General features: G+C 56.3%; 13 protein-coding genes. 12 read left to right on the top strand and 1 reads right to left on the bottom strand.

What is annotated here, in order from left to right; translation table 11 throughout:
* Positions 1-34: 34 nt before the first annotated feature.
* The 5 genes from queA to secF all read left to right on the top strand — a co-directional run bounded on the left by queA (position 35) and on the right by secF (position 5,674).
* A complete protein-coding gene (gene queA, locus ACT3TY_RS10025; protein WP_444628065.1) occupies positions 35-1,066 on the top strand; it encodes a tRNA preQ1(34) S-adenosylmethionine ribosyltransferase-isomerase QueA in 1,032 nt (343 codons plus the stop codon).
* Between the two features lie 73 nt (positions 1,067-1,139).
* A complete protein-coding gene (gene tgt, locus ACT3TY_RS10020) occupies positions 1,140-2,258 on the top strand; it encodes a tRNA guanosine(34) transglycosylase Tgt (RefSeq protein WP_441679024.1) in 1,119 nt (372 codons plus the stop codon).
* Positions 2,259-2,370: 112 nt separating this feature from the next.
* Complete coding sequence (gene yajC / locus ACT3TY_RS10015) at positions 2,371-2,697, top strand: preprotein translocase subunit YajC (protein ID WP_193055290.1); 327 nt, start codon at positions 2,371-2,373, stop codon at positions 2,695-2,697.
* 132 nt (positions 2,698-2,829) lie between these two features.
* Complete coding sequence (gene secD, locus ACT3TY_RS10010; protein WP_087106568.1) at positions 2,830-4,683, top strand: protein translocase subunit SecD; 1,854 nt, start codon at positions 2,830-2,832, stop codon at positions 4,681-4,683.
* Between the two features lie 64 nt (positions 4,684-4,747).
* Positions 4,748-5,674 carry a protein translocase subunit SecF gene (secF, locus tag ACT3TY_RS10005; protein ID WP_441679007.1) on the top strand — a complete coding sequence of 309 codons (927 nt, stop codon included), beginning with the start codon at positions 4,748-4,750 and terminating at the stop codon, positions 5,672-5,674.
* A gap of 177 nt (positions 5,675-5,851) precedes the next feature.
* Here the strand turns inward: secF and ACT3TY_RS10000 are convergent, their stop codons facing one another.
* Positions 5,852-6,646, bottom strand: a complete 795-nt coding sequence (locus ACT3TY_RS10000) for an inositol monophosphatase family protein (RefSeq protein ID WP_441679005.1) — start codon at positions 6,644-6,646, stop codon at positions 5,852-5,854.
* A 197-nt stretch (positions 6,647-6,843) separates the two neighbouring features.
* On the opposite strand from ACT3TY_RS10000, the gene trmJ reads away from it, so the two are divergent.
* The 7 genes from trmJ (at position 6,844) to rlmN (ending at position 12,578) form a co-directional block, all read left to right on the top strand.
* Positions 6,844-7,581, top strand: coding sequence for a tRNA (cytosine(32)/uridine(32)-2'-O)-methyltransferase TrmJ (gene trmJ, locus ACT3TY_RS09995; protein ID WP_444628064.1), 738 nt, complete (start codon positions 6,844-6,846; stop codon positions 7,579-7,581).
* A gap of 145 nt (positions 7,582-7,726) precedes the next feature.
* A complete protein-coding gene (cysE, locus tag ACT3TY_RS09990; protein ID WP_193055285.1) occupies positions 7,727-8,566 on the top strand; it encodes a serine O-acetyltransferase in 840 nt (279 codons plus the stop codon).
* A gap of 78 nt (positions 8,567-8,644) precedes the next feature.
* Entirely contained in the window at positions 8,645-9,112 is a 468-nt protein-coding gene (locus ACT3TY_RS09985; protein ID WP_193055284.1) for a Fe-S cluster assembly transcription factor, read from the top strand.
* A gap of 54 nt (positions 9,113-9,166) precedes the next feature.
* Positions 9,167-10,342 carry an aminotransferase class V-fold PLP-dependent enzyme gene (locus tag ACT3TY_RS09980; protein WP_444628063.1) on the top strand — a complete coding sequence of 392 codons (1,176 nt, stop codon included), beginning with the start codon at positions 9,167-9,169 and terminating at the stop codon, positions 10,340-10,342.
* 31 nt (positions 10,343-10,373) lie between these two features.
* The gene (locus tag ACT3TY_RS09975; protein WP_441678997.1) at positions 10,374-10,700 is read left to right on the top strand and encodes a HesB/IscA family protein; all 327 of its coding nucleotides are present in this window, start codon (positions 10,374-10,376) and stop codon (positions 10,698-10,700) included.
* 184 nt (positions 10,701-10,884) lie between these two features.
* On the top strand, positions 10,885-11,310 hold the full coding sequence (ndk, locus tag ACT3TY_RS09970) for a nucleoside-diphosphate kinase (protein ID WP_087106555.1): 426 nt from the start codon (positions 10,885-10,887) through the stop codon (positions 11,308-11,310).
* A gap of 83 nt (positions 11,311-11,393) precedes the next feature.
* The gene (gene rlmN / locus ACT3TY_RS09965) at positions 11,394-12,578 is read left to right on the top strand and encodes a 23S rRNA (adenine(2503)-C(2))-methyltransferase RlmN (RefSeq protein WP_193055282.1); all 1,185 of its coding nucleotides are present in this window, start codon (positions 11,394-11,396) and stop codon (positions 12,576-12,578) included.
* The last annotated feature ends 13 nt before the right edge of the window (positions 12,579-12,591 follow it).

Genomic DNA, 12,591 nt, shown 5'->3' with positions numbered 1-12,591 from the left:
TGCCGCCTGTTTGACCACTGTTAAGAGCCAACCCATGCAGCGCGCGGACTTTTATTTCGAGCTACCCGATGAGCTGATTGCTCGCTACCCTTCTGAGCAGCGCAGCGACTGCCGTTTGCTGTGCGTGGATGGTCAGATCGGCGCGCTTGAGCATCGCCAGTTTACGGATCTTCTTGAGCGCCTAAACCCGGGCGATTTGCTGGTATTTAACGATACCCGCGTGATCCCCGCCCGTCTACACGGCCATAAAGCCAGCGGCGGCAAGGTAGAGATGCTGCTTGAGCGCCCGCTGGATAGCCATCGGGGCCTGGCGCATATACGCTCGAGCAAATCGCCCAAGCCCGGCACCGAGCTGATTTTTGAAGGTGATATTCACGCCGTGGTGGAAGGCCGCCGCGATGCGCTGTTTGAGCTGCGCTTTTTGGGCGACACGCCAATGATCGCGCTATTAGAGCAGCATGGTCATATGCCGTTGCCGCCCTATATCACGCGGGAAGACGAGCTCAGCGACCGCGAGCGCTATCAAACCGTTTATGCCCGCCGAGATGGTGCCGTGGCCGCTCCCACGGCGGGCCTACATTTCGACCAACCGCTGCTGGATGCCTTGGCTGAAAAAGGCATCAACAGCGCGTTTGTCACTCTGCATGTGGGCGCGGGCACTTTTCAGCCAGTGCGGGTGGACAATATTCTTGAACACCATATGCACAGCGAGTGGATCGAGGTGTCAGAAGCCACCTGCCAGCAGGTACGCGAGGCGCAAGCCGCAGGCAACCGGGTCATTGCCGTCGGCACCACCAGCGTGCGCTGTTTGGAAAGCGCCTGCCAGAAAAGCAGCGATGGGCAGATAGCGCCCTACAGCGGGGATACGGATATTTTCATCTACCCCGGCTACGAGTGGCGCTGTGTGGATGCGTTGATTACCAACTTCCACCTGCCGGAATCGACACTTTTGATGCTGGTATCGGCGTTTGCCGGTTATGACACGATGATGAACGCCTACCGTGAAGCCGTTGCCGAACGCTACGCTTTCTTTAGTTATGGCGATGCGATGCTGCTCACCCGCTAAGCGCCTTTACGTTGCCCTTAGCGTTTTACCGATGATTTTTTGACGAGTTACCACAATGCGAAACGAATGCTTTATGCGCTTTGAGCGCTTGGCCGACGATGGCCGCGCTCGTCGCGGTCGCCTCCACTTCCCCCGTGGCACGGTCGAAACCCCTGCGTTTATGCCGGTGGGCACTTACGGCACGGTAAAAGGCATGACGCCAGACTCCATCAAGGAGATCGGCGCTGAAATCATTCTGGGCAACACCTTCCACCTGTGGTTGCGCCCGGGTACCGAGGTCATTGAAGCCCACGGCGACCTGCACGACTTCGCCCAGTGGGACAAGCCGATCCTCACCGACTCCGGCGGCTTTCAGGTGTTCTCATTAGGCGAGACGCGCAAGATCACCGAGCAGGGCGTGCACTTCCGCTCGCCGGTGGATGGCAGTAAGGTCTTTATGGGGCCGGAAGAGTCCATGGCCGTGCAGCGCTCGCTGGGTTCTGATGTGGTGATGATTTTTGACGAGTGCACGCCCTACCCGGCCACATTTGAAGAAGCCGAGAAATCCATGGAGCTGTCGCTGCGTTGGGCCAAACGCTCACGCGACGCCCACGGTGACTCGCCTTCCGCGCTTTTCGGCATCATTCAGGGCGGCATGCACCCGGAGCTTCGCGAGCGCTCGCTCAAAGGCCTCTTGGAGATCGGCTTTGACGGCCTGGCGATTGGCGGGCTTTCCGTTGGCGAGCCCAAAGAAGAGATGATCAAAGTGCTGGATTACCTGCCCACCTGGATGCCAGACGATAAACCACGCTACCTGATGGGCGTGGGCAAGCCTGAGGACCTGGTGGAAGGCGTGCGCCGGGGCGTCGACATGTTCGACTGCGTCATGCCGACCCGCAACGCACGTAATGGCCACCTGTTTACCGCTGACGGTACAGTCAAGATTCGTAATGCCAAGCATCGCCATGACACCAGCCCCCTTGAAGAGGGTTGTGACTGCTATACCTGCAAGAATTTCTCGCGCGGCTATTTGCACCACCTGGACCGCTGCAATGAAATGCTGGGTTCGATGCTCAATACCATCCATAACTTACGCTACTACCAGCGTGTAATGGCTGATTTGCGCGCGGCAATCGAAGCGGGTACATTGACGACCTTTGTGGAAGGCTTTTATGCTCGGCGCGGCCTGCCGGTGCCTCCCCTGGCCGAATAGTCATCACCCGCTCTGACGGGTGAATCAAGGGCCGCTTATCAACATAATTGTTAATTAGCGCCCCCTCTAACCCTTTCACCCATTAAGGGTCTTAACCCAGGAGTTCTCTGCAATGCTGGATTTCTTCATCTCATCAGCCCATGCCCAGGAAGGGGCAGCTGGCGGTGGCATCGCACAAATCGTTATGTTGGTCGGCTTTGTGCTGATTTTCTATTTCCTGCTGTGGCGCCCCCAAGCTAAACGTGCCAAGCAGCACAAACAGCTGGTCACCAGCTTGGACAAAGGCGATGAAGTCGTGATCGGTGGTGGCCTGGTTGGCCGCGTCACCAAAGTCAGTGATGAGTTCCTGACCCTGGAAGTATCTGAAGGCACCGAAGTCAACGTACAGAAAAACGCCGTTGCTGCCGTGCTGCCGAAGGGCACCATTAAGTCCATCTAACGCTTAAAACACCCCTGCCGATTCAGTGCCAGCCACCCCGGCAGGGGTGCCATGGTAGATACGATGGTAAATTTTGCTGTGCGTGGGGCTCCCCGCACAGCAATTCCGTTTGTAATTGAAGGCAGGGCTTGCATGCTCAACCGTTACCCCCTGTGGAAGTATCTGCTGATACTGGTCGTCCTGGTGGTTGGCCTTATCTATTCGCTTCCCAACTTATTCCCCGAAGATCCCGCTATTCAGCTCAGTAGCGCCCAAGGCGAAACGCTGAATGAGCGCCAAATTGAACGCGTTGAGAACGCACTCGGCGAAAACGGCATCGCTGTTAAAGGCGTCGAAGAAGTTAACGGCCTGTGGCTAATTCGCCTGCGTAACGACAACGACCAGCTCAATGCTCGCGATATTGCCGCCGACCTTTTAGGCAATGACGCAACGGTCGCGCTAAACCTGGCAGAAGCCACGCCGGCCTGGCTGCAAGCATTTTCCGCCTCCCCCATGACACTGGGGCTTGACCTGCGCGGTGGCGTTCACTTCCTTTTGGAAGTGGATATGGAAGCGGCACTCACCCAGCGCCTGGAAGTGAATGCCAGCGCCATGCGCGAGCTGTTGCGTAGCGAGCGTATTCGTTACCGCAATACCGATGTTGAAGGCCGCTCCCTCTCCATCGACTTTGCAAGCACTGAAGACCGCGACAATGCACGCCGTTTGATCAGCCGTGACTTCCCCAACTTTGACTATACCAATGAAGGCAGCGGCCGCTCCTCCAGGCTGGTGATGGCGCTGAGCGATCAGACCATTAACGAAATTCAGGACTACGCCATCAACCAAAACTTGACCACCCTGCGTAACCGGGTGAACGAGTTGGGTGTTGCCGAGCCGATGGTGCAGCGTCAAGGTCCTAACCAGATCGTGGTTGAACTCCCCGGCGTACAGGACACAGTGGCCGCCAAACGGATCGTGGGCGCGACCGCCAACCTTGAGTTCCGCTTGGAAGCTCGTAACGACACGCCGAGCATGGAAACGGAAACTCACGTATTCCGTAATGATGCATCACGCTCTGCCGAGCTAATGCGCGATGTGATCATTACCGGCGACAGCGTTTCCAGCGCCAGTAACAGTTTTGATGAAAACGGTCGTCCGCAGGTAAATATCAACCTGGATGGCACTGGCGGCACGCTGATGAACCGCGCCACGCGCACCAATATTGGTCGCAATATGGCGGTGCTATTTATCGAGCACAAGAGCGAAGATACGGTCGTCATTGACCCTGAGACCGGCGAAGAGACGATTGAGCGTGAGCCTTATGTAGAGCGCGGCCTGATAAGCCTCGCCACCATTCAAAGCGCGCTGGGCAACAGCTTCCGAATCACCGGGCTCGACTCTCCCACTGAAGCTGCCGAACTGTCGCTGCTGCTACGTTCAGGTGCGCTGGCGGCGCCGATCTACTTTGTACAGGAGCGCACTATCGGCCCAAGCCTGGGTGCGGAAAACATTCAGCGCGGCCTGCTCTCTGTTCAGGTGGGCCTACTGCTGCTCGTGCTGTTTATGCTGGCGCGCTATAAAGTGTTTGGCATTTTTGCCAACATTGCGCTCGCCCTTAACCTGACGATTCTGGTCGCGGTCATGTCGATGCTGGGCGCCACGCTCACCCTGCCTGGCATCGCGGGCATCGTGCTAACGCTGGGCATGGCGGTGGATGCCAACGTCCTGATCTTTGAGCGAATACGTGAAGAGTTGCGTAACGGGCTGTCGATTCAGCAGGCCATTCATGCAGGCTATGAGCGTGCCTTTACCTCGATTGTCGATGCCAATATTACCACGCTGTTAGTGGCGATCATTCTGTTCTCGATTGGTACCGGCCCCGTCAAAGGCTTTGCGGTCACGCTGTCTATCGGCATCTTGACGTCCATGTTCACCGCGCTAATGGTGACGCGTGCCCTGGTCAACCTGACCTATGGCAGCCGACCCGTCAAAAAGCTATGGATCTGAAAAACATGGATCTGAAGAACATGGACCTGAACCCCGTGCTCAGCCCCGAATGTAAGAGGTGGCAATGAAACCCCTATCACAACTGCAAATCGACTTTATGGGGCGGCGCAACATTGCGTTTATCGCCTCGGCAGTGATGCTCATCGTGTCGATTGGCGCCCTGCTCTTCCAACAGCTCAACCTGGGGCTCGACTTCACTGGCGGCACGCTGGTGGAAGTTCGTTACGGTGCCGCACCCTCGCTGGATGCCATTCGCCTTCTGCTGGTGGAAAGCGGCTTCCAGGACGTTTCGGTGCAAACGTTTGGCGCATCAACCGAGGTGCTTATTCGCCTGCAACAGGCCTTTGATCCTGACGTGGGCAGCGACGTTGTCAACCTGCTGAGTGCCAGTGGCGACAGCGTTACTCTGGTGCGCGCTGAGTTTGTTGGCGCCCAGGTGGGCGACCAACTGCGCGATCAAAGTGGCCTTGGCCTACTGGTCGCGCTCGGCGTGGTCATGCTGTATGTCGCTTTTCGCTTCCAGTACAAGTTTGCCATCGGCGCACTGTTGGCGCTGCTTCACGATGTGATTATCGTTGTGGGCGTGTTCGCACTCTTTCATCTTGAGTTCGACCTGACCGTGCTGGCGGCGATTCTGGCGGTTATCGGCTACTCGTTGAACGACACGATCGTCGTCTATGACCGTATTCGTGAGAACATCCGCACGTCACGTATCGACGATATGGCGCAGATCATCAACGAAGCCATCAACGCCACGCTATCGCGCACGCTGGCAACCTCCGGCACGACCATACTGGTACTGATTGCACTGTTAATCCTCGGTGGCGATATGATCGAGAACTTCGCTATCGCCTTGCTGATCGGCATTGGCGTCGGCACGTTCTCCTCTATTTACATCTCGGGCGCGCTGCTTATACCGCTCAAGCTTTCGCGTGAGGACTTAATCCCCACCAAAAAAGAGCTTGATGAAGAGGAAGAAGAGCTGCCGTAACAAGCCGTTCTGGTATAACGCAAAAAGGCTCTGCCGGATTAACCCGACAGAGCCTTTTTAGTAAGTGGCTGGCAACCTGGAACGCCTACCACTCAACATTCACAGCGTGCTGCTCACTACCCACCATTCACTTCTAACGGTCCGTTTCCAACCATTCATTTTTTTACTGCCAGCCCATCAAAAATGCGGCGCCAGCTGTTTGATCAACGCCTTGTAAAGACGTGGGCCTGCGGCCATCAGTTGGCCTTCTACCTTAACGCTCGGCTGGCCATCGGGTGTGCCCATTAGCGCGCCGGCTTCTTTCAAAAACAGTGAGCCCACCTGCATATCCTGCTCTTCCATACCCAGCACAAAGGCGCTGTCCACTCGGCCGCTTGCCAGCTCACACATGTCCAGCAGGCCACAGCCCGTCGCGACAAGGGTTTCTACCTGAGGTGCAAGCTGCTGGGTAACGGTAAGAAATGCCGGCAAGTTGCCAGGGCGCAGCCACGCTTCGGGCAGGCTCATGGCCAAACGCGTACCGGTAATCGCGGTGGGTTTACTAACCCGCATACGCTTGCCATTGTGTTGAGCGCCACGACCACGGCTAGCGATATATTCATCATCGCCAAACGGTGAGATCACCACCGCGTGTTCCGGGCGCCCTTTAACCAGACACACCACTGAGAGAGCAAAGCCTTTACCCGCTACCGCTAAATTAGAGTAGCCATGAATGGGTTCGATCTTCCAAACGGTCTCACTACCTTCGCCTTCACCCGCTTTATGCGAGGTGTAACGACCCACATAGCCATGCTGGGGGTAGCCACGCTCCAACTGGTGGATAATGGTCGCCTCGGCCTTGCGCGCCGCGTCTTCAAGCAGACGGTCAAGATTGGATTCTTCATGAGCGTTTTCGATACGCTCACGAACACGTTGAAACTGTTCAACTGCGCTGCGCGCTGCGCGCAACGTAAATTGGACCATCGGATTCATGATCGGGCCTTGTCACAGTGATGTTAAAGAACGTTAGGCGAAGGAATAATTGCCTATGGCGCGCAATTCTAGCAGACCCCTCTCGGGCACGCTATCGACTCGTGCTAAACTGCTCGTTTTCCGCGTTTGTTCGCTATGTTCAGTATCAAGCCCTGTTCTTCATCAAGCCCTGTTCACATTTATCGAGCCCTATCATTATGCTTGAGCGCATTCGTATCGTTTTAATCGGCACCAGCCATCCAGGCAACATCGGCGGCGTTGCTCGCGCCATGCACAACATGGGTCTGGCCGATTTAGCGCTGGTAGCTCCACGCTGCGAGATCATTACTCAGGACAGCATTTCGCGCGCTTCCGGCGCGGATCATCTACTCCATCAGGCCAGCGTACATGCAACGCTTGAAGAGGCCGTTGCCGACTGCACGCTGGCCGTTGGCGCGAGTGCGCGCTCACGCACCCTGCCCTGGCCCATGCTGTCACCGCGCGAACTGGCAGACCGCCTACCCGGCGAATGTCAGGCACCAACATCACGCGTCGCACTGGTGTTTGGCCGGGAGGATAGCGGCCTGACCAACGCCGAGCTGCAGCGTTGCCATGCCCATGTCCATATCCCCACCAATGCTGACTTTAGCTCGCTAAATTTGGCCGCCGCCGTACAGGTGCTTGCCTACGAGAGCCGCATGGCCTGGTTAAGCCAGCAGGACGCAGCGCCCACACCAGATGCTGATGATGAGCTAGTGCCCCACGAGGAGTTGGAGCGTTATTTCGAGCACTTGGAGCGCACACTGATTACCATTGAGTTTCATGACCCGGCCCAACCTCGTCAGCTGATGGCGCGGCTACGTAGGCTCTATTTGCGCGCCCGCCCCGAAAAAATGGAGATGAACATTTTACGCGGCATTTTAACCGCAACGGAAAAATCAGCAGACAAACAATAACCGGCATCCGCAAACCTGGGGTGAGGCATAACTTGAAGTTACGCACCCGCGCCCCAACCTCGCTATCCTGCTAACGATGAACGATGCGTTACGTCATCCGCGATGCCTTAAATGACCGCGTGCCAGCCCTGACCAAGGATCACTCATGTTCCAACGCCTACGTGAAGACATTAACAGCGTATTTGACCGCGACCCGGCGGCCCGCAACTTTTTAGAGGTACTGACCAACTACCCCGGCCTTCACGCGCTGTTAATTCATCGTTGCGGCCACTGGCTATGGAAAAAAAACCTGAAATGGCTGGCCCGTACGCTGTCGACGTTTTCCCGCTGGCTGACCGGCATCGAAATTCACCCTGGGGCCACTATCGGTAGGCGCTTTTTTATTGATCACGGCATGGGGGTCGTGATTGGAGAAACCGCGCAGGTTGGTGACAACGTAACGCTGTATCAGGGCGTCACACTCGGCGGCACCAGTTGGAACAAGGGCAAGCGCCATCCCACGCTAGGGGATGGCGTCATTGTCGGCGCGGGAGCCAAGATTCTCGGCCCCTTTACCGTGGGTGCGGGTGCAAAGGTTGGCTCGAACGCGGTGGTCACCAAGGAAGTACCGCCTGGCGCAACGGTGGTGGGCATTCCCGGCAAGATTGTTAAACGCACCGACCCCGATGTTGAAGAAGCGCTAGAGGTAGACCCGGTTCGTCGCGAGGCCATCTGCCAAAAATTTGGTTTTGACGCCTACGGTGTCAGCCAGGACATGCCCGACCCGGTGGCCCGCTCCATGCAGGCAATGCTGGATCACATGCACGCGGTGGATGAGCGCATTGAACGCATGTGCTCAACGCTGCGTAAGCTTGATGGCAGTTACCATGAAGGAAGCCTGCCCGCGCTGCGTGATGAAGACTTCGCCGATATCCTGGATGAAAACGATACCGGTTGCGCCCCCAAAAGCTCGGATGACAACACGCCGCCTCCGGCTAAAGGTTGACCAAACTACTCAGGCTTTCCCATAATGGCAGCACATTTGCCGGGAGCACGCTGAACGTTCAGTGTCGAGGTGCCTGTCATGCGTTTAACTACCAAAGGCCGTTACGCCGTTACCGCCATGCTCGACCTGGCGTTGAACGGCGAACTCAGCCCGACCAGTCTGGGGGATATTTCGCAGCGTCAGGGGATTTCCCTCTCCTACCTTGAGCAGCTGTTTGCGCGCCTGCGCCGTTCTGGGCTTGTCCGCAGCGTTCGCGGTCCGGGCGGCGGCTATTTGCTGGCCAAACCGGCGGCCGATATTAGCGTTTCAGCAGTCATTGATGCCGTTGATGAAACGGTAGATGCTACCCGCTGCCAAGGGTTATCCGACTGCCAGCAGGGAAACACTTGCTTGACTCACCACTTGTGGTGCGAACTATCCGGCCAGATTCGGCATTTTCTTGATGACATCACCCTTGCCCAATTGATGCAGCGCCCCGATGTTCTACGTATTGCCTCACGGCAAAAAAATCGCGTTGAAGCGGGTATTCTCGCCTCATCACCGTAATGGCCAAGGGCGTTATTACCGCTGCCCTGGCGCTATTGAATTAAGCGGGTCTTCATGACGACGACAACCACACCTTCACTGCCTATTTATCTGGATTACGCCGCCACTACGCCGGTGGATACCCGCGTGGCCGAGGTTATGCAGCGCTACCTGACCGCTGACCAGCTATTTGCCAACCCTGCCTCGCGCAGCCATATGCTGGGCTGGCAGGCTGAACAGGTGGTGGAGCAGGCGCGTCGCCAGGTAGCCGATACCATTGGCGCCGACCCGCGTGAGATTGTCTGGACCAGCGGTGCCACGGAAGCTGACAACCTGGCGCTGATTGGCTACCTGCGTGCCAACCGTGAACGCGGCATGCACCTGGTTACCTCTACTATTGAGCATAAGGCAATCATTGATACAGCGGTTGCGCTTGAGCGCGAAGGCTTTGACGTTACCTGGCTTACACCCGCGCACAACGGCACTATTTCGCCGGAGATGCTACGTGCTGCCATGCGTGATGACACCGCACTGGTTTCGTTAATGGCGGTCAACAACGAGCTAGGCAGTATTAACGATATTGCCGCACTCGCCGAGGTCGCTCATGAATTTGGCGCGGTTTTCCATACCGATGCAGCTCAGGCCGTTGGTCGAATCCCGCTGGACGTGGTGGCGCAGAAGATCGATTTAATGTCCCTTTCCGGGCATAAAACCTATGGCCCCAAAGGCGTGGGCGCGTTGTATGTAAAACGCCACCCGGACATCCGCCTTGAGGCATTGATTCACGGTGGCGGGCATGAGCGCGGCATGCGCTCCGGCACCCTCCCAACGCATCAAATTGCCGGGATGGGTGAAGCATTTTTGTTAATGCAAAAAGAGCATGCTAACGATCAGGCACATATCACGCATCTACAGCAGCGCTTTTTAAAGGGGCTTGAAACGCTGGATGGCGTGGTGGCCAATACTCCGCTTGACCGCGCAGTACCCAATATCTTGAACCTCGCGTTTGAAGGCATCGACGGTGAGTCGCTGTTGATGGCCCTGCGCGATGTGGCCGTTTCTACCGGCTCCGCTTGCAACTCGGCAAGCGTTGACCCCTCTTACGTCTTACTCGGGGTAGGCGTTCCGCGCACGCTAGCACTTTCATCGCTACGCTTTAGTTTTGGACGCTTCACCACGCAAGACGATATTGATCACGCGCTAACCCTCATTCGCCATGCGGTGAGCGGTTTACGAACACTGCCACGCTAAGCGGCTAGCGCTTTTACAAGGAGCACGCCTTATGTCAACACTCAACATTACCCCAGCTGCCGCACAACAGATCCGCCATGTGCTTGATGAACGCGGCCAAGGCCTAGGCCTACGTGTGTCGGTCAAGCCCAGCGGCTGCTCAGGCTACAGCTATGTGCTGGACTTTGCCGATGAAGTCGGCAGTGACGAAGTTCTCTTTGAAGATCACGGCGCCAGCGTTTATGTAGCACCTGATGCACTTGAGATGCTGGATGGTAGCGAAGTGGACTATGTCAGCGAAGGGCTGAACCGCTTTTTCAAGTTCAACAACCCAAATGTTAAAGATGAATGCGGCTGCGGTGAAAGCTTTACGGTGTAAACCGTAGGCGCCAATGTCATCATCGGTATTCAACCCCCGCTTGAGGCGCTATAATCGCGCCCACTCGGTAATCGGTGGACACTACCGTCATTTTGCCGAAACGATTTTCCTTCGCCGCCCCGGTTTGCCGAGGCGGCAATTTCTGCTTTATCCCTTTCTCTAAAGGCCTCAAGGAGATATTTACATGGCTACTGAACGCACTCTGTCTATCATCAAGCCCGATGCCGTTGCCAAAAACGCCATTGGCGACATCATCGCTCGCTTTGAAAAAGCCGGCCTGCAGGTTGTTGCTGCTAAAATGACCCACCTTTCTGAAGAGAAAGCGGGCGGTTTCTACGCCGAGCACAAAGAGCGTCCGTTCTTTAAAGACCTGGTGGGCTTCATGACGTCCGGCCCGGTGGTTGTTCAAGTACTTGAAGGTGAAGGCGCGATTGCCAAAAACCGTGATCTGATGGGTGCTACCAACCCTAAAGAAGCGGCCCCGGGCACTATTCGTGCTGACTTCGCGGAAACAATCGACGCTAACGCTGTCCATGGTTCCGATTCTGCAGAAAGCGCTGCGCGCGAAATTAGCTACTTCTTCGGTAATGACGAAATCTGCCCGCGCTAATTTTTAGCGGCGCCGTTTCAACATTCGTTGCCGGCCATTTTCGCGGGGGCTTGGCCCCCGCCCTTTCTAGAACGCTGACCACCATGACCACCACCGTAGCCCAACATACGCCCGCTCCCCAATCTGCGCCTGACAGTGAAACGCCAGCGGCAAAAGCGCCTGAGCGCCAGAACCTGCTTGGCATGTCGCGCGAACAGATGGAAGCGTTCTTTTTGTCGATTGGCGAGAAGAAATTCCGCGCCGCTCAGTTGATGAAGTGGATCCACCAGGAAGGTAGCGATGACTTCACCGCGATGACCAACCTGTCCAAACCGTTGCGCGAAAAGCTGGCAAAAGTGGCCGAAATTCGTGGTCCCAGCGTTATTTACGAAGGCACCTCAGCCGACGGTACCCGTAAGTGGGTATTAGAAGTAGAGGATGGCAGCTACGTTGAAACCGTGCTGATTCCCGCTGAAAACGGCAAGCGGCGTACGCTGTGCGTCTCTTCTCAAGTGGGCTGCTCGCTGGACTGTAGTTTCTGCTCCACCGGCAAACAGGGCTTTCAGCGTAACCTTACCGCCGCCGAAATCATTGGCCAGGTATGGGTTGCACAGCGCAGCGTCGGGCCGCGCCGTGACACCGCTAACCGCCCGGTTACCAACGTGGTCATGATGGGCATGGGCGAACCACTGCTCAACTTTGATAACGTAGTGCCGGCCATGAAGTTAATGCTGGATGACAACGGCTACGGGCTCTCCAAGCGCCGCGTTACGCTGTCGACCTCAGGCGTTGTGCCGATGATCGACAAGCTCGGCGACGAGATGGACGTAAGCCTGGCTATTTCGCTGCATGCCTCGACAGACGAGCTGCGCAATGAACTGGTGCCGATCAACCGCAAATACAACATCCAAATGTTGCTGGATGCGTGCCATCGCTACCTGTCCAAGTGCCCGGACAATCGCCAGGTCACTATTGAATACACGCTGATCAAGGATGTTAACGACCAGCAAGAGCATGCTGAACAGCTCGCCGCGCTGCTTAAAGAGTTGCCCTGTAAGATTAATTTGATACCGTTTAACCCGTTTCCTAACTCAGGATATGAAAAACCATCACGCAACCAGGTCATGCGCTTTCAACAGTGGCTGTATGATTTGGAGTATAACGCGACGGTTCGTATGACTCGGGGTGAGGATATCGACGCAGCCTGCGGTCAGTTAGTGGGACGCGTGAAAGACCGGACAAAGCGCAGCGCTCGCTATATCCAATCGGTACAGATTGACGCTGACTAAACGGTGCTTATCT

It is taken from the genome of Halomonas sp. AOP22-C1-8, from assembly GCF_052378905.1.
GTDB classification, from domain to species: Bacteria; Pseudomonadota; Gammaproteobacteria; order Pseudomonadales; family Halomonadaceae; genus Vreelandella; species Vreelandella citrativorans.
The sequence above is the reverse complement of the archived record's forward strand: the minus strand, read 5'-3'. Positions and strand labels throughout refer to the sequence as shown.

Bases quoted from the DNA above. Each gene is read 5' to 3' on its own strand.
- rlmN (WP_193055282.1), top strand. From the start codon at position 11,394: ATGACCACCACCGTAGCCCAACATACGCCCGCTCCCCAATCTGCGCCT.
- ACT3TY_RS10000 (WP_441679005.1), bottom strand. From the start codon at position 6,646: ATGAATCCGATGGTCCAATTTACGTTGCGCGCAGCGCGCAGCGCAGTT.
- trmJ (WP_444628064.1), top strand. From the start codon at position 6,844: ATGCTTGAGCGCATTCGTATCGTTTTAATCGGCACCAGCCATCCAGGC.
- secF (WP_441679007.1), top strand. From the start codon at position 4,748: ATGAAACCCCTATCACAACTGCAAATCGACTTTATGGGGCGGCGCAAC.
- yajC (WP_193055290.1), top strand. From the start codon at position 2,371: ATGCTGGATTTCTTCATCTCATCAGCCCATGCCCAGGAAGGGGCAGCT.
- cysE (WP_193055285.1), top strand. From the start codon at position 7,727: ATGTTCCAACGCCTACGTGAAGACATTAACAGCGTATTTGACCGCGAC.
- ACT3TY_RS09985 (WP_193055284.1), top strand. From the start codon at position 8,645: ATGCGTTTAACTACCAAAGGCCGTTACGCCGTTACCGCCATGCTCGAC.
- queA (WP_444628065.1), top strand. From the start codon at position 35: ATGCAGCGCGCGGACTTTTATTTCGAGCTACCCGATGAGCTGATTGCT.
- tgt (WP_441679024.1), top strand. From the start codon at position 1,140: ATGCGCTTTGAGCGCTTGGCCGACGATGGCCGCGCTCGTCGCGGTCGC.
- ACT3TY_RS09975 (WP_441678997.1), top strand. From the start codon at position 10,374: ATGTCAACACTCAACATTACCCCAGCTGCCGCACAACAGATCCGCCAT.
- secD (WP_087106568.1), top strand. From the start codon at position 2,830: ATGCTCAACCGTTACCCCCTGTGGAAGTATCTGCTGATACTGGTCGTC.
- ACT3TY_RS09980 (WP_444628063.1), top strand. From the start codon at position 9,167: ATGACGACGACAACCACACCTTCACTGCCTATTTATCTGGATTACGCC.
- ndk (WP_087106555.1), top strand. From the start codon at position 10,885: ATGGCTACTGAACGCACTCTGTCTATCATCAAGCCCGATGCCGTTGCC.